This window comes from Rhodococcus aetherivorans (assembly GCF_025722975.1).
GTDB classification, from domain to species: Bacteria; Actinomycetota; Actinomycetes; order Mycobacteriales; family Mycobacteriaceae; genus Rhodococcus; species Rhodococcus aetherivorans.
The window spans coordinates 3,475,391-3,491,930 of sequence record NZ_CP106982.1; the positions used below are offsets into that span (position 1 = coordinate 3,475,391).

The 16,540-nt window shown below is 72.2% G+C and carries 14 protein-coding genes; 4 read left to right on the forward strand and 10 right to left on the reverse strand.

The window, feature by feature from the left end:
• Positions 1-10 precede the first annotated feature (10 nt).
• From OCS65_RS15600 to OCS65_RS15635, 8 genes are all read right to left on the reverse strand, one after another.
• Positions 11-1,075 carry a ferrochelatase gene (locus OCS65_RS15600; RefSeq protein ID WP_006939297.1) on the reverse strand — a complete coding sequence of 355 codons (1,065 nt, stop codon included), beginning with the start codon at positions 1,073-1,075 and terminating at the stop codon, positions 11-13.
• Between the two features lie 9 nt (positions 1,076-1,084).
• On the reverse strand, positions 1,085-1,897 hold the full coding sequence (gene inhA, locus OCS65_RS15605) for an NADH-dependent enoyl-ACP reductase InhA (protein ID WP_006939295.1): 813 nt from the start codon (positions 1,895-1,897) through the stop codon (positions 1,085-1,087).
• Positions 1,898-1,949: 52 nt separating this feature from the next.
• Positions 1,950-2,699: a 3-oxoacyl-ACP reductase FabG1 gene (gene fabG1 / locus OCS65_RS15610; RefSeq protein ID WP_029543667.1), complete on the reverse strand. Its 750-nt coding sequence runs from the start codon at positions 2,697-2,699 to the stop codon at positions 1,950-1,952.
• Positions 2,700-2,778: 79 nt separating this feature from the next.
• Complete coding sequence (locus tag OCS65_RS15615) at positions 2,779-3,759, reverse strand: VWA domain-containing protein (RefSeq protein ID WP_006939291.1); 981 nt, start codon at positions 3,757-3,759, stop codon at positions 2,779-2,781.
• Complete coding sequence (locus OCS65_RS15620; protein WP_029543665.1) at positions 3,756-4,709, reverse strand: DUF58 domain-containing protein; 954 nt, start codon at positions 4,707-4,709, stop codon at positions 3,756-3,758. The genes OCS65_RS15615 and OCS65_RS15620 overlap by 4 nt, the downstream gene beginning before the upstream one ends.
• Complete coding sequence (locus OCS65_RS15625) at positions 4,706-5,866, reverse strand: AAA family ATPase (RefSeq protein ID WP_006939288.1); 1,161 nt, start codon at positions 5,864-5,866, stop codon at positions 4,706-4,708. Before OCS65_RS15625 ends, OCS65_RS15620 begins: the two co-directional genes overlap by 4 nt.
• Positions 5,867-6,019: 153 nt before the next feature.
• Positions 6,020-7,819, reverse strand: coding sequence for an NlpC/P60 family protein (locus tag OCS65_RS15630; RefSeq protein ID WP_029543663.1), 1,800 nt, complete (start codon positions 7,817-7,819; stop codon positions 6,020-6,022).
• A gap of 344 nt (positions 7,820-8,163) precedes the next feature.
• The gene (locus tag OCS65_RS15635; RefSeq protein ID WP_006939285.1) at positions 8,164-8,709 is read right to left on the reverse strand and encodes an Rv1476 family membrane protein; all 546 of its coding nucleotides are present in this window, start codon (positions 8,707-8,709) and stop codon (positions 8,164-8,166) included.
• A gap of 257 nt (positions 8,710-8,966) precedes the next feature.
• On the opposite strand from OCS65_RS15635, the gene acnA reads away from it, so the two are divergent.
• Together acnA and OCS65_RS15645 are read left to right on the forward strand one after the other, a co-directional pair.
• On the forward strand, positions 8,967-11,771 hold the full coding sequence (acnA, locus tag OCS65_RS15640; RefSeq protein WP_065922572.1) for an aconitate hydratase AcnA: 2,805 nt from the start codon (positions 8,967-8,969) through the stop codon (positions 11,769-11,771).
• Positions 11,772-11,868: 97 nt separating this feature from the next.
• Positions 11,869-12,441, forward strand: a complete 573-nt coding sequence (locus tag OCS65_RS15645) for a TetR/AcrR family transcriptional regulator (protein ID WP_006939281.1) — start codon at positions 11,869-11,871, stop codon at positions 12,439-12,441.
• Positions 12,442-12,446: 5 nt separating this feature from the next.
• Here the strand turns inward: OCS65_RS15645 and OCS65_RS15650 are convergent, their stop codons facing one another.
• Positions 12,447-12,692, reverse strand: a complete 246-nt coding sequence (locus tag OCS65_RS15650; RefSeq protein ID WP_006939279.1) for a helix-turn-helix domain-containing protein — start codon at positions 12,690-12,692, stop codon at positions 12,447-12,449.
• 154 nt (positions 12,693-12,846) lie between these two features.
• Positions 12,847-14,475 carry an ABC-F family ATP-binding cassette domain-containing protein gene (locus OCS65_RS15655; RefSeq protein ID WP_006939277.1) on the reverse strand — a complete coding sequence of 543 codons (1,629 nt, stop codon included), beginning with the start codon at positions 14,473-14,475 and terminating at the stop codon, positions 12,847-12,849.
• Between the two features lie 125 nt (positions 14,476-14,600).
• Between OCS65_RS15655 and OCS65_RS15660 the strand changes: the two genes are divergently transcribed.
• Together OCS65_RS15660 and OCS65_RS15665 are read left to right on the forward strand one after the other, a co-directional pair.
• Positions 14,601-15,389: an SDR family oxidoreductase gene (locus OCS65_RS15660; RefSeq protein WP_043798805.1), complete on the forward strand. Its 789-nt coding sequence runs from the start codon at positions 14,601-14,603 to the stop codon at positions 15,387-15,389.
• A 3-nt stretch (positions 15,390-15,392) separates the two neighbouring features.
• Positions 15,393-16,502, forward strand: a complete 1,110-nt coding sequence (locus OCS65_RS15665; protein ID WP_006939274.1) for a lycopene cyclase family protein — start codon at positions 15,393-15,395, stop codon at positions 16,500-16,502.
• Positions 16,503-16,540 lie beyond the last annotated feature (38 nt).

Sequence of the window (16,540 nt, forward strand, 5' to 3'; positions counted from 1 at the left end):
GCCCGCCCGGTCAGCGGCGGGGCCGGGCCGGTGGCCGGCAGCATTCCGGTGCGCACAGCACGCCGTTGCAGCCGACGCCCAGCAGCGGCTGGGTGCCGCGCCGCACGGGGGCGGCGCCGTCGAGGTGTTCGCGCACCAGCTCGCGCACCATCTGCACGAACCGCGGGTCGGGGCCGGCGGTGGCGGCGCGGGCGAACGCCATGCCGAGTTCCGCGGCCCGGTCGCGGGCTTCGGTGTCGAGGTCCCAGACGACTTCGAGGTGGTCGGAGACGAAGCCGACGGGCACGACGACGACCGCGTCGACGCCGCGCGCGTGCAGGGCCTCGAGGTGGTCGACGATGTCCGGCTCGAGCCACGGCACCTGCGGCGGCCCGGATCGGGACTGCCACACCAGGTCGTGGTCGGCGCTGCCGGCGGCGGTGGCGACCAGGCGGGCCGCCTCGGCGACCTGCCGGCTGTACAGGTGCCCGCCCAGCTCGGGTGGGCCGCCGGTGGCGTCGGCGGCGGTGGGCACCGAGTGGGCGGTGAACACCAGGCGCGCCGCGTCGCGGCGGTCGGCGGGCAGCTGTGCCCGCGCCGCGGCGACCGCGTCGGCGACGGCGTCGAGGAACAGCGGGTGATCGTAGAAGTGCCGCAGCTTGGTCAGCACGGGTGCGTCGTCGCCGACGGCGGCGCGGGCGCGGGCGATGTCCTCGTGGTACTGCCGGCACCCCGAATAGCCACCCCACGCCGAGGTGGGGAACACCAGCGCGTTGCGCACCCCGTCGTCGCGCATGGCCGCGACGGTGTCCTCGATCATCGGGTGCCAGTTGCGGTTGCCGAAGTAGATCGGCAGATCCAGCCCGGCGGCGGCGAAGTCCGCCTCGAGGCGCGCGATGAGGTCGCGGTTGAGGGCGTTGATCGGTGAGACACCCCCGAAGTGCAGGTAGTGCTCGGCGACCTCGTCGAGGCGTTCGGGCGGCACGCCGCGGCCCCGGGTGACATTCTCGAGGAACGGGCGCACGTCGTCCGGCCCTTCCGGACCGCCGAACGAGAGCACCAGCAGTGCGTCGTACGGCTCGGAGGTACGGGTCATGGCTCGACCCTAGGCGCCGGCACCGAAGCCGACCTGGGAATGGAATCCCCCGTCGACGTAGACGATCGACCCGGTGGTGCCGGGCAGCCAGTCGGACAGCACCGTGCACACGGTCTTCGCGACGGGCGTGGGGTCATCGACGTCCCAGCCGATCGGGGCCGCTGCGGACCAGCCCTCGTTGAGCCGGTTCATCTCGGCGCCGGGGCCGGTGGCGTCGCCGGCGATGGCCTTGGCGGCGAGGGTCTTGATCGGGCCGGCGGCGACGAGGTTGGAGCGGATACCGCGGCCGCCGACCTCCTTGGCGACGTACCGGTTGACGGACTCGAGGGTGGCCTTGGACACGCCCATCCAGTTGTAGAACGGGACGGCGCGGGCGGGGTCGAAGTCCATGCCGACCAGGGAGGCGCCGTCGTTGAGGACGGGCAGCAGGGCCTTGGCGAGCGCGGCGTAGGAGTAGGCGGAGACCTCGAGGGCGACGGCGACGTCGGTCCACGGCGCGTCGAGGAACGGGCTGCCCAGGCAGGAGCGGGGGGCGAAGCCGATGGAGTGCACGACGCCGTCGAGGCCCTCGGGGGCGAGCTCGCGCACCCGGCCGGCGAGGGTGTCGAGGTGGTCGGTGTTCTGCACGTCGAGTTCGAGGGCCGGGGGCACCGGCTGCGGCAGCCGCTGCGCGATGCGATCGATCAGGCGCAGCCGGTCGAAGCCGGTGACGACGACCTTCGCGCCCTGTTCCTGCGCGACCTTCGCGGTGTGGAAGGCGATGGAGGCGTCGGTGATGATGCCGGTGACGAGAATGGTCTTGCCCTCGAGCAGTCCGCCCATGAGTGTGTCGGTCCTCCAGTGAGTTTCGGATGTGGTGGCGTGCGTGCCGGCGTCAGTGCCCCATGCCGAGGCCGCCGTCGACGGGGATGACCGCGCCGGAGACGTAGGCGGAGTCGTCGGACGCGAGGAAGCTCACGACCGCCGCGACGTCCTCGGGCTTGCCGAGACGCTGCAGCGGGATGAACTTCTTCGCGGTGTCGCGGACGTCGTCGGAGAGCTCGGCGGTCATGTCCGTCTCGATGAATCCGGGCGCGACGACATTCGCCGTGATCGAACGCGAGCCGAGTTCGCGGGTCACCGAGCGGGCCAGGCCGATGACGCCGGCCTTCGAGGACGCGTAGTTGATCTGCCCCGCCTGACCGGCCATGCCGACGACCGAGCCGAGGAAGATCATCCGACCCCAGCGCCCCCGCAGCATCGCGCGGTTGGCGCGCTTCGCGCACCGGAACGCACCGGTGAGGTTGGCGTCGATGACCTTCGCGAACTGGTCCTCGGTCATCCGCATCAGCAGCGTGTCGTCGGTGATGCCGGCGTTCGCGACCAGGACCTCGACCGGGCCCTGGTGCTCTTCGACCTCCTTGAACGCGGCGTCGACGGACGCGCTGTCGGTGACATCGCACCGGACGCCGAACAGTCCGTCCGGGGCGCCGGAGCCGCGGTGGGTGACGGCGACCTTGTGGCCGTCCGCCTGCAGGCGGCGAGCGACGGCGAGGCCGATGCCGCGGTTGCCGCCGGTGACGAGAACCGAGCGGGGGGTGGCCGCGGGGCGCGGCGATCCGGCGGGGCTGCTTGCGTCAGTCATGGGGTCAAACCCTATCTGGTGGCGGTACGGGTCGGTAACAAGGCGCCCGCGGCGGCGGGCACGCGGTCCGCGGCGCAGGTCAGGGCAGGCGTTGGCGCAGCAGCAGGGCGGCGGCGACACCCCCGGCGACGGCGAGGACACCGAGGATCAGCCACGGGCGGCTGGCGTCGCCGCGGGTGGTCTCGTACCCGATCTGTTCCTCGAGGGTGTTGTAGGCGTCCTCGAGTTCCTGCAGGTTCGATGCGGTGAAGAAGGTGCCGCCGGAGAGGTTGGCGATCTCCTTCAGGGACGGGTCGTCCACCGGCACCGGGATGCGCTCGTCCTCGATCGTGACGGTGCCGTACTCGGTGCCGAAGGAGATGGTCGAGACGGGCACGTCCTTGTCCGCGGCCTGCCGGGCGGCGGTGAAGCCGCCGCGCGGGTCGTCGGGGCTCTCCGGGACGGTCTGCTTGCCGTCCGAGAGCAGCACGATCCGCGCCGGGGGTGCCTGGTCGCCGCCGCCGAGCACCGCGGCGAGGGTGTCGACGGACTGCAGGGCCGTGAAGATCGCCTCGCCGGTGGCGGTGCGCTCGCTCAGCTGCAGGTTGTCGATCGCGGTCTTGGTGGCCTCCCGGTTGGTGGTCGGCGAGACGAGCACCGACGCGGTGCCGGAGAACGCCACCAGGCCGAGGTTGATGCCGGGAGTCAGGTCGTCGGCGAACGACTTGGCGGCGGCCTGCGCGGCGGCGAGGCGAGTGGGCTCGACGTCGGTGGCCTGCATCGACAGCGACACGTCGATCACCAGGACGACGGTGGCGCGGTTGCGCGGAACCCGCTGCTCGGCGGTGGGCCCGGCAGCGGCGACGGTGAGCAGCGCCAGCCCGGCCAGCAGCAACGCGACCGGGACGTGCCGGCTGCGGCCGGGCCGCTGGGGGGCGACCTTCTCGAGCAGCTCGAGGTTGGTGAACCGCAGCGTGTGCCGCATCCGGCGGCGTTGCACCGCCACGTATCCGGCGGCGAGGGCCCCGACGACGAACAGGAACAGCAACCACCACGGCGCGGTGAAGTCGGAGATGCTCACCGGCCCCCCTTCACCGGGGCGCCGAAGCTGTGGCGGCGGGCGGCGACGAACCGGACCACGTCGTCGATCCAGTTGCGGTCGGTGCGCAGGCTCAGCAGCGGGGCGCCGCAGCCGCGGACGGCCTTGCGCACGGCGGCGCGGTGCTCGGCGGCGGCCCGGGCGTAGTCGGCGCGCAACTGCTCGCTGGTGGTGAACTCGCGGGTGTGCCCGGTCTCGGGGTCGTGCAGCACGACGTCGCCGAGGTCGGGCAGTTCGAGGTCGCGGCGGTCGAGGACTTCCACCGCGAGCAGGTCGTGCCGGCCGGACAGGGCACGCAGCGAACGCTCCCAGTCGATGGGGCCGAGGAAGTCGCTGACGACGACGGCCAGGCCGCGGCGACGCTGCGGGCGGCGCAGCGACTCGATCAGCCCGCGCAGGTCCCCGCGGGTGCCGTCGGGGGCGTGCGGGGTCGTCGCGATCGAGCGGAGCATCGCCTGCGTGTGCAACTGGCCGCCGCGGGCGGGCACGCGGTGGGTGCGCGCCCCGGTGCTCACGACGGCACCGATCCGGTTGCCGCCGCCGCCGGCGAGGTAGCCGACCGCGGCGGCGGCGGCCACGGCGAGGTCCCGCTTCTCGCAGACCCCGGTGCCGAAGTCGAGGCTGGGCGAGAGGTCGATCGCCAACCAGGTCTCGAGTTCGCGGTCGGCGACGGTCTGCCGCACGTGCGGGTGGGTGGTGCGGGCGGTGACGGACCAGTCCATCTGCCGCACGTCGTCGCCGGGCTGGTACTCGCGGGCGTCGCCGGGCTCCGAGCCGGGCCCCGGGATGAGCCCGAGGTGGTCGCCGTGCAGCACCCCGTCGAGGCGGCGCCGCACGGTCAGCTCGAGGGTCCGCAGCGCCGCCGTGAGGGCGGGGTCACGCAGCTCGCCGGAACGGAAGGTCGGCGGGGTCACCGGGGGGCGTCGGCTCACCGCTGCCCCGCACCCGCCTCCGGCCCGGTCACGCCTGCCGCCGGCGCGGCCGCGGCCCCGACCGGGACCGGGGCGGGCGGGTTGGCCTGCGGGGCGACCTGCGGCATGCCGACGGTCTGCAGGATGCGGGCGATGATCTGGTCGGGCGTGACGTCGTCGGCGAGGGCGTCGTAGGACAGCACCAGCCGGTGCCGCAGCACGTCCGGGATGATGTCGACGACGTCCTGCGGCACGACGTAGTCGCGACCGCGCAGCAGCGCCAGGGCGCGCGCGGCGGAGATGATGCCGAGGGTCGCCCGCGGGGAGGCCCCGTAGGCGATCCACCCGTCGACCTCGGTCAGGCCGATCTCGCCGGGGGCGCGGGTGGCGAAGATGACGCGCACCACGTAGTCGACGAGGGCGTGGTGGACGAACACGCGGTTGGCGACCTGCTGCAGGCGGATCAGCTCGTCGCTGTCGAGGACCTGCTTGGGTTCGGGTGCGGCCACCCCCATGCGGTAGACGATCTCGCGTTCCTCCTCGACCGTGGGGTAGTCGACGAGGACCTTGAACAGGAACCGGTCGCGCTGGGCCTCCGGCAGCGGATACACGCCCTCGTTCTCGATCGGGTTCTGGGTGGCCATCACCAGGAACGGGTCGGGCATGGGGAAGGTCCTGCCACCGATCGTGACGTGCCGTTCGGCCATCACCTCGAGCAGCGCGGACTGTACCTTCGCCGGGGCCCGGTTGATCTCGTCGGCGAGCACGAAGTTCGCCACGACGGGCCCGAGTTCGGTGTCGAACGCCTCGCGGCCCTGCCGGTAGATGCGGGTGCCGACGAGGTCGGTCGGCACCAGGTCCGGGGTGAACTGCACGCGGGAGAACGAGCCGCCGACGACCTTCGCGAACGTCTCGACCGCGAGGGTCTTGGCTACGCCGGGAACACCTTCGAGCAACACGTGGCCGCGGGCGAGGACGCCGACGAGCATCCGCTCGACGAGCCGGTCCTGACCGACGATCACCCGTTTGACCTCGTAGATCGCCTGCTCGAGCAGGCGCACATCGTGTGCCTGGTCCGACGTGCGTGCCGCGTCCCCGGCCGGGGCGGCCGCGGCCGCCGTGGCGGTCTTCGCGTCCGACGTTGCCGTGCCCGACGTGCCACCCTCGCGTGAGGTCACCAAGAATCCACCGCTTTCGCCTAGGTCGTTCCTGCTCGAAGTCACCTACCCACACCACTATTCCAGGTGCCGGACGCCCCCGCCGTCGCCGAGCCGACGCCCGCGGTCACCGGTGTCGAGCGAGCCCGCCTCCGGCCGGGCCGAAGCGGTGCCTCAGGACACCATCCGTACCACGTACGGGGTCATGCCGTCCCAGCGTACCGGTGAGATCTTCACGTGCGAACCCGACTGCGGCGCCTCGATCATCTGCCCGTCGCCCAGGTAGAGGCCCACGTGCTGGCTGGCGTTCGGGCCGTAGAAGATCATGTCGCCGCGGCGCATCTCGGCCGACGGCACCTGCTCGCCCGCGGTGTACTGGTAGCCGGTGTAGTGCGGCAGCGAGATCCCGATCCCGGCGAATGCGTAGATCATCAGCCCGGAGCAGTCGAAGCCGACCTTGTTGTAGTCCCCGTAGCTGTCGGCGACGCCGCCGTCGCGGATGCCGAGGGTCGGACCGTTCTCGTCGCCACCACCCCAGGCGTAGGGCACCCCGATCTGCGACATCGCCCGGTCGATCACCGTTTCGACGGCGGCGGTGCCGCCGAGGGTCGAGCCCGGCTTGGGAGTGGTCCTGGGCCGGCTGCGGGTCGGCGGAGACGTGGTGGTGCCCTCCTCCTCGACCGGGTCGGCGCGGTCGGGGATCGTCGAGTCCTCCGAGTCGGACTCGCCGCTGCCGTCGGTCGTCGGCTCGCCCGATCCGTCGGTGCCGTCCCCGGATCCGCCGGTGCCGTCCCCGGATCCGTCGGTGCCCGACCCGCCGGTGCCGTCCTCGGATCCGTCGGTGCCCGACCCGTCGGTACCCGACTCGTCCTGCTCGGGCGTGGTGCGGCCCGGCCGGGTGGTGGTCGCGTCGGAGGTGGGTGGCAGCGGCGACTCGAATCCGACCTCGGACTCGCCGGATTCGGCGGCCGCCGGCCGGGGCCGCACGTAGTCGTCGATCTGGGTGTGGGGCCGCTGCCCGTTGGCCAGTTCGGCCGCGCGGGCGCGGGCGTCGGCGTCGGCGGCGACGCGCCGGGCGGCGTCGGCCGCAGCCTGCCGGGCGGCGGTCTCGGCCGCGGCCGCCGCGGCCTCCTCGGCCTGCCGCTGCCGATCCCACTCCGCGTACTGCGCGCGCTGGCCCTCGAGCCCGGTGACGGTGCCGCGGGCCCGGTCGAGTTCGGCCTGCGCCTGCGCGCGGTCCTGTTCGATGCGTTGCTTCTCGGCCGTCTGCGCGGCCAGCGCGGTGCGCGCCTCGGCGATCGCCGCCTCGGCGGCGGCCCGGCGTTCCTCCGCCGCGGCGGCGGCGGCGTCCGCCTCCTGCTTGCTGGCCCGCGCCCGCGAGTCCCGGTTGGCCTGCTCGGTGCGGGCACGTTCGAGGGCGTCGAGGACGACGGTGCGGCCCGCGGAGAGCAGGCGCATGATCTGGGCGCGGTCGAGCAGGTCGTCGGGACCGGTGGAGCCGATGAACGAGGCGAGGGAGGCGACATTGGTGCCCTGGACGTAGCTGTCGCGGGCGAACGCGTCGAAGTCCTGCTGCGCCTGCCGGATCCGGGTGCCCGCGTCCTTCAGCGCCTGCTGCGACAGGGCGACCGCGTGGGCGGCGGCGTCGGCGGCGTCGCGGGCGGACTGCAGGTCCACGAGGGCACGGTTGACGTTCTCCCGCTTGACCGCGACCTGATTCTCGAGTTCGGCGAGTTGCTGGTCGGCGGTGGCGATCCGGAGGATGAGGCTGCCCACCTGGTCCACCCCGGCGGCGACGGCCACCCCGGCGGCCGCGAGATCGGCATCGCCGGGATTCGGCGGCGGGGACGGTACCGCGCCGGCGGACGCGGCGGTACCCGCGATCAGGGAGACGGCCAGGCCGAGACCGAGAACCAGCCGGGTCGTGCGGGACAGTCGGCGTCTTCGGGGCGTCCGCGACGGCTGTCGGGACATCGCCTGCCGTATACCGCTACGCCTCACATCGCCCTCCCTCGGTCGCGCCGGCGGGACGCACCCGAGCGCAACCTGGAAAGGGGTCGCCGCAGCAGCGATCCACCGCGGACGAGGCCGCGGTTGCATCGCTCGGCAGCCCGGCGTCGCCTCACGGTTCGCACCGCGACCCGACTCCGGGTATGTGTGACACCCCTTCCCCAAGAGCGCCAAGTGCACCGTACGACACTTTGCACCCCGAGGAAACTCCAGTCACAAATAACAGAAGGGTAATTCGACCTGTGTCAACGCCCTGAACTGTGACGACGGCCACAGTGGTGGCCGGGAAAATTCTCGGTGCGGTCCGGTCAGCGGGCGGGCCGGTCGGCAGCGACCGTCTCCGCCCCGCCGGTGTCGCCGCGGCGACGGACCGCCTTGGCGAGGTACGTGGCCCCCGCCGCGCCCGCGACCGCGAGCAGCAGCAGCACCGTCAGCAGCGTCCAGGGCGGCGCGGGCTCGGTGAGTGCGTCGACGAAGTTGGACGCCGAGACGACCGGATCGCCGGTGTAGGTGCGGTCCTGCGCGGACTCGAGGAGCACCCGGTCGATGCTGTCGCTGTGGGCGCCGGCCCAGCCGGGGCTCAGCACGAGCACGGTGCCGCCGTCCTCGCCGGCGACGTCGGTCGCGAGGTCGCGCAGTTGCGAGTCGAGCCGGGGATCGCGGTCGAGCACGACGATGCTCAGGTCGATGCCGTGCTGTTGCGCGCGTTCGACGACGGCGACCAGGTCGTCGACGCGGTCCGGGGGTGCCGAGACCTGGTCGTCGGCGAGATCGGCGAGGACCTGCTCGAGCGAGACACCCGGGGGGAGGTCGGTGGCCGACGGTGTCAGGACACGTGACAGGGGCGCAGACATCTCTCTCCGTGGGGCTCGACGGCCGCCGCTCGTGCGGCGCCGTTCGTACCCTACGCGACGGCGCCGCGGCGGCGGCCGGACGCCGGATCGGCGGTTGTGTCCCATCGGTTCACAGGACAAGCGTACTGTTAGACTTGCCGCGAGACGCCTCCGACGCCGTCCGGCCCTGTTCTGCGGCCCGGCTCGGCTCCGGGGCCTCGCTTCGGCCGTCGACACAGCCCCGTCGGCGGCGAGCCTCATCGACGAGTGGAGCTGACGTGAGCACCAGTATTGATTCGTTCGGCGCCAAGGGGACGCTGGAGGTCGGAGAGAACTCCTACGAGATCTTCCGCCTCTCGGCCGTTCCGGGCACCGAGAAACTCCCTTACGCACTGAAGGTTCTCGCCGAGAACCTGCTGCGCACCGAAGACGGTGCGAACATCACCGCCGATCACATCCGTGCCATCGCGAGCTGGGATCCGTCGGCCGAGCCGAGCGTCGAGATCCAGTTCACGCCCGCCCGCGTGATCATGCAGGACTTCACCGGCGTGCCCTGCATCGTCGACCTCGCCACGATGCGCGAGGCCGTCGAGACCCTCGGCGGCGACCCGAACAAGGTCAACCCGCTGGCCCCCGCCGAGATGGTCATCGACCACTCCGTGATCATCGACGTCGCCGGCCGCGCCGACGCCTTCGAGCGCAACGTCGACATCGAGTACCAGCGCAACGGGGAGCGCTACCAGTTCCTGCGCTGGGGCCAGGGCGCCTTCGACGACTTCAAGGTCGTCCCGCCCGGCACCGGCATCGTGCACCAGGTCAACATCGAGCACCTCGCGCGCACCGTCATGGTCCGGAACGGCCAGGCCTACCCCGACACCTGCGTCGGCACCGACTCGCACACCACCATGGTCAACGGCCTGGGCGTGCTCGGCTGGGGCGTCGGCGGCATCGAGGCCGAGGCCGCGATGCTCGGCCAGCCGGTCTCCATGCTCATCCCGCGCGTGGTCGGGTTCAAGCTCACCGGTGAGATCAAGCCGGGCGTGACCGCCACCGACGTGGTCCTCACCGTCACCGAGATGCTGCGCAAGCACGGTGTCGTCGGCAAGTTCGTCGAGTTCTACGGCAAGGGCGTCGCCGAGGTGCCGCTGGCCAACCGCGCCACCCTGGGCAACATGAGCCCCGAGTTCGGCTCCACCGCGGCGATCTTCCCGATCGACGAGGAGACCGTGAACTACCTGCGCCTGACCGGCCGCAGCGACGAGCAGCTCGCCCTCGTCGAGGCCTACGCCAAGGAGCAGGGCCTGTGGCACGACGCGGATGTCGAGCCGCAGTACTCCGAGTACCTCGAGCTCGACCTCGGTGACGTGGTTCCGTCCATCGCCGGCCCGAAGCGCCCGCAGGACCGGATCCTGCTGTCGGAGTCGAAGAGCGCCTTCCGCAAGGACATCCACAACTACGTGGAGGAGCACCACCCGGCCGACCACACCCAGCTCGACGAGGCCGTCGAGGAGTCCTTCCCGGCGTCCGACCCGGTCGCCCTGTCCTTCGCCGACGACGGTGCCGTGAATGTCCAGTCGGCCGCGAACGGCTCCGAGGGCCGGCCGACCAAGCCGGTCAAGGTCGTCTCCGAGGAGAAGGGCGAGTTCGTCCTCGACCACGGTGCCGTCGTGATCGCCTCCATCACCTCCTGCACCAACACCTCGAACCCGTCCGTGATGCTCGGCGCCGCGCTGCTCGCCCGCAACGCCGTCGAGAAGGGCCTGTCGGCCAAGCCGTGGGTCAAGACCTCCATGGCCCCCGGCTCGCAGGTCGTCACCGACTACTACGAGAAGGCCGGCCTGTGGCCGTACCTCGAGAAGCTCGGCTTCTACCTCGTCGGCTACGGCTGCGCCACCTGCATCGGCAACTCCGGCCCGCTGGACGAGGCGATCAGCAAGGCCATCAACGACAACGACCTGACGGCCACCGCGGTGCTCTCCGGCAACCGCAACTTCGAGGGTCGCATCTCCCCCGACGTGAAGATGAACTACCTGGCGTCCCCGCCGCTGGTCATCGCCTACGCCCTCGCCGGCACGATGGACTTCGACTTCGAGCACGACGCCCTCGGCCAGGATGCCGACGGCAACGACGTGTTCCTGAAGGACATCTGGCCCTCCGCCCAGGAGATCCAGGACACCATCGGCTCCGCGATCAGCCAGGAGATGTACGTCAAGGGCTACGCGGACGTGTTCAAGGGCGACGAGCGCTGGCGTGGCCTGCCCACCCCGGAGGGCAAGACCTTCGAGTGGGATCCCCAGTCCACCTACGTGCGTAAGCCCCCGTACTTCGAGGGCATGCCCAAGACCCCGGCTCCGGTCACGGACATCAAGGGGGCGCGGGTGCTCGCGCTGCTCGGCGATTCGGTCACCACCGACCACATCTCCCCCGCCGGCAACATCAAGGCGGGCACCCCGGCCGCGCAGTACCTCGAGGCCAACGGTGTCGAGCGCAAGGACTTCAACTCCTACGGCTCGCGGCGCGGCAACCACGAGGTGATGATCCGCGGCACGTTCGCGAACATCCGGCTGCGCAACCAGCTCCTCGACGACGTCTCGGGCGGCTACACCCGCGACTTCACGCAGGACGGCGGCCCGCAGGCGTTCATCTACGACGCGTCGCAGAACTACCAGAACGCCGGCATCCCGCTGGTCGTGCTGGGCGGCAAGGAGTACGGCTCCGGTTCCTCGCGGGACTGGGCCGCCAAGGGCACCAGCCTGCTCGGCGTCAAGGCCGTCATCACCGAGTCGTTCGAGCGGATCCACCGCTCCAACCTCATCGGCATGGGTGTCGTCCCGCTGCAGTTCCCCGCCGGCGAGTCGGCCGCCTCGCTGAAGCTGAACGGCACCGAGGTCTACGACATCGAGGGCATCGAGAAGCTGAACGAGGGCGTCACCCCGAAGACCGTCAAGGTCACCGCGACCCGGGAGAACGGCGAGAAGGTCGTCTTCGACGCGGTCGTGCGGATCGACACCCCCGGTGAGGCGGACTACTACCGCAACGGCGGCATCCTGCAGTACGTGCTGCGCAACATGATCAAGGGCTGACGTCCGAGATCGGTTCACCGCACACGCAGTGCACCGGCGGCGGGCTCGGGACGTCTCGTCTCGGGCCCGCCGTCTCTTCCCCGAAAGGACGTTCGCGGTGCCCAAGGTCAGTGAGGACCACCTCGCCGCACGCCGGAGTCAGATCCTCGCCGGCGCGCGACGGTGCTTCGCCGAGTTCGGCTACGACGGCGCCACGGTGCGCCGCCTGGAGGACGCCACGGGACTGTCCCGCGGCGCGATCTTCCATCACTTCAAGGACAAGGACGGGCTGTTCCTGGCGCTGGCCCAGGAGGATGCGGCGCGGATGGCCGACGTCGCCGCCGAGCAGGGCCTCGTGCAGGTGATGCGGGACATGCTCGCCTCACCGGAGCAGTTCGACTGGCTCGGCACCCGGCTGGAGATCACCCGGCGCCTGCGCACCGACCCGGACTTCGCGAAGGCGTGGACACAGCACTCCGCCGAGCTGACCAAGGCGACCGTGGGCCGGCTCGAGCGGCAACGCGAAGCCGGCCGGCTGCGCGACGACGTGCCGACCGAGGTGGTGCTCAGCTACCTGGACCTGGTCCTCGACGGCCTCATCGCGCGGCTCGCCTCGGGCACCGCCGACAGCGAACTGTCGGCGGTACTGGACCTGGTCGAGGAGTCCGTGCGACGGACCGCCGCCGGCTGACCCGCTCAGGTCGAGGCGCGCGCCGCGCTCCGCCGGTTCGGTCCGCCCCGGCCACGCAGCGCTACATGGGACTCCACGAGCACGTTGTGCACGAACCCGTAGGAACGGCCCGTCTCCTGCGCCAGCGTCCGGATGCTCGCCCCGGCCTCGTAGCGGCGTTTCAGTTCTGCCTGGAGACGGTCACGCGATTCCCCCGTGACCCGTGTGCCCTTGGTCAGTACATTCCCGGCGTGCCCGGATTTGCGTGCCATCGGATCCTCCCGTCGGCTCGGCAAGGCCCCGCTTCCAGGCTAGTGGACGGGGCGAGGTGCCGGGAGGAATCGCGCAGGTCCGGGCCGCGGCCGCACCCCGCGCCGGCACGATCGGCTCCGGGTACTCCCGCGCACGGTCACGCAGGGCCGGACCTCACGCCAGCTGGATCAGCTCCAGGTACTCCTGCGACCAGTGGTCCTCGGAACCGTCCGGCAGCAGGATCACCCGCTCCGGATCGAGCGCCTCGGCCGCGCCGGGATCGTGGGTGACGAGCACGACCGCACCGGCGTAGCTGCGCAGCGCGTCGAGCACCTGCTCCCGCGAGACCGGATCGAGGTTGTTGGTCGGCTCGTCGAGCAGCAGCACGTTCGCCGCGGACGACACCAGTCCGGCCAGCGCCAGCCGGGTCTTCTCACCGCCGGACAGCGTCCCGGCCGGCTGGTCGAGCTGCGGGCCGGTGAACATGAACGCCCCGAGCAGCCCCCGCAGGTCCTGCTCCCCCGCGTCCGGCGCCGCGTGCCGGATGTTCTCCCACACCGTCGCGTCGTCGTCGAGGGTGTCGTGCTCCTGGGCGAAGTAGCCGATCTTCAGGCCGTGGCCGGGCGCCAGCCGGCCCGCGTCCGGGGTCTCCACCCCCGCGAGCAGGCGCAGCAGCGTGGTCTTTCCGGCACCGTTGAGACCGAGCACGACGACGCGGCTGCCCCGGTCGATCGCCAGGTCCACACCGGTGAAGATCTCCAGCGAGCCGTACACCTTCGTCAGGCTCTCGGCCATGAGCGGGGTCTTGCCACACGGCGCCGGCTCCGGGAACCGGATCTTGGCCACCTTGTCGGCCACCCGCACCTCGTCGAGCTCGGCGAGCAGCTTGTCGGCGCGCTTGGCCATGTTCTGCGCCGCGACGGCCTTGGTGGCCTTCGCGCCGAGCTTGGCCGCCTGCTGCCGCAGGGCGGACGCCTTCTTCTCGGCGTTGGCGCGTTCGCGGCGACGGCGCGCCTCGTCGGTGGCCCGCGCGTCGAGGTACTTCTTCCAGCCCATGTTGTAGATGTCGGCCTCGCCGCGCACCGCGTCGAGGAACCACACCTTGTTCACGACGTCGGCGAGCAGGTCCACGTCGTGGCTGATGACGACCAGGCCGCCGTCGTGGTTCTGCAGGAATCCGCGCAGCCAGGTGATCGAGTCGGCGTCGAGGTGGTTGGTGGGCTCGTCGAGCAGCAGGGTGGTGGTGGACTTGCCGGAGCCGTCGGAGGCGGCGAACAGGATGCGGGCGAGTTCGACGCGGCGGCGCTGACCACCGGACAGGGTGCGCAGGGGCTGGCCCAGGACCCGGTCCGGCAGTCCGAGGCTGGTGCAGATCCGGGCGGCCTCGGACTCGGCCTCGTACCCGCCGAGCGCCGAGAAGCGTTCCTCGAGCGACCCGTACTTGCGTACCGCCCGGTCACGGACGTTCTCGTCGACGGCCTCGGCCATGACGGCCTGCTGCTTCTCCATCGCGCGCAGGATCTCGTCGAGGCCGCGGGCGGAGAGCACACGGTCCTTGGCCAGGACGTCCAGGTTGCCCTCGCGGGGATCCTGCGGCAGGTAGCCGAGGTCGCCGGAGCGGACGACGGCGCCCGCGTACGGCTCGCCCTCCCCCGCGAGGATGCGCAGGGTGGTGGTCTTGCCGGCACCGTTGCGCCCGACCAGCCCGATCCGGTCGCCGGGCTGCACCCGCAGCGCCGGGCCCGGCGCCGAGAGCAGCGTCCGCACGCCGGCGCGGACTTCCAGATCGGTGGCGGTGATCACGCGTGAGGCTCCTCGGGGACGACTCGGATTGGCTGCCAATGATGCCGCAGGGGCAGGCGCACGAACCATTCATTTTACCGTGTCCACCCCGGGATGCCGGGGTGAGATGCGCTACGTTCGCCGGCATGACCACTTCCCCCGACACCTCCCCCGGCTCCGACCTCACGGGCCGCGCGGCGCTGGTCACCGGAGCGAGCCGCGGGATCGGCAAGGCGATCGCCGCGGCGCTGCTCGCCCGCGGCGCGAGCGTGGCCCTCACGGCCCGCCACGCCGAGCCGCTCGCCGAGGCCGCCGGCGAGCTGCGCGCCCTCGGACACGGCGGGCAGGTGCTCGAGCTGCCCGGTAACGCCGGGGACGCCGACACCCGCGCCGAGGCGGTGCGCCGCACCGTCGCCGAGCTCGGCGGGCTCGACATCCTGATCAACAACACCGGCATCAACCCCGTCTACGGGGCGTTGATGGACGCCGACCTGGACGCCGTCCGCAAGATCTTCGACGTCAACGTCGTCGCCGCGCTGGGATTCGTGCAGCAGGCCTACCGCGCGTGGATGGCCGAGCACGGCGGTTCCGTGATCAACGTCGCGAGCGTGGCGGGCCTGCGCTCGACCGGCGTGATCGCCGCGTACGGGGCGTCGAAGGCGGCGCTGATCCGGCTGACCGAGGAGCTGGCCTGGCAGCTGGGGCCGGGCGTGCGCGTCAACGCGGTCGCGCCCGGGGTGGTGAAGACGAGGTTCGCGGCCGCGCTCGTCGCCGGCGGTGAGGACACCGCCGCCGCCCGATACCCGATGGGCCGCCTCGGCACGCCCGAGGACGTCGCCGAGCTGGTCGCGTTCCTGGTCTCCGATGCGGCCGGCTGGATCACCGGGGAGACTGTGCGGGTGGACGGTGGACTGCTGGCGACGGGAGCGATGTAGCGGGTGATAGACGCGGAGGTGCTGGTCGTCGGGCTCGGGCCGGCGGGGCGTGCGGTGGCACACCGGGCGGTCGCCGCGGGTCTCGACGTGCTGGCCGTGGACCCGCAGCCGGATCGGCCGTGGACTGCGACGTATGCGGCGTGGCTCGACGAGCTGCCGTCGTGGCTGCCCCCCTCGGTGCTCGCGGCGCGGGTGGACGAGCCGGCGGCGTGGACGGTGCGGCCACACCGGATCGAGCGCCCCTACGGTGTGTTCGATGCGTCGGCACTGCAGCGAAGCCTGGCGCTGGAGCCGGCGCGGGTACGGGCCGGCCGGGTGGACGCCGTCGCCCCGGATCGCGTCACCCTCGCGGACGGAAGCGTGCTGCGGGCCCGGAGCGTGATCGACGCGCGCGGGGTGCCCGCCGACCGCTCCCGCGCCCAGCAGACCGCCTTCGGGGTCACGGTCGACACCGCCACTGCCGCACCCGTGCTGGAGGGCCGCGCCGCCTGGTTCATGGACTGGCGGCGCGACAACCGCACCCGCTCCGGGGATGCGCCGTCGTTCCTGTACGCGGTGCCGCTCGGCGGCGGCCGGGTGCTGCTGGAGGAGACCTGCCTGGTGGGGCGGCCCGCCATTCCGCTCGCCGAGTTGCGGCGCCGCCTCGAGGCCCGGCTCGCCGCGCGCGGGGTCACGCTGAGCGGGACGGAGCCGGTGGAGCGGGTGCGGTTCGCCGTGCAACCCCCGCCGGGGTCGGCGCGCGGGGTGGCCCGGTTCGGCGCCCGCGGCGGGCTGATGCACCCGGGCACCGGCTACGCGGTGGCGGCGTCGCTGGCGGCGGCCGATCCGGTGGCGCACGCGCTCGCCGGGGGCCGCAGCGCCACGGCGGCGTTGTGGTCCCCGTCCGCGCGTGCGGTCGCGCAGCTGCGCGCCTCGGGGCTGCGGGTGCTGCTGGGACTACGCCCGGAACAGACCCCGGCGTTCTTCGCGGGGTTCTTCACGCTGCCACCGGAACGCCAGCGCTCCTACCTGTCGGGCCGCACCGACCTCGGCGGGACGGTGGCGGCGATGACCCGGATGTTCGCGACGGGTTCGCCGGCGTTGCGCGGGGCGATGCTGCGCGCCCTGTGGTGAGGAGTTCGCCCGGTTCCGCGCGGCGGGCGCCGATCTCG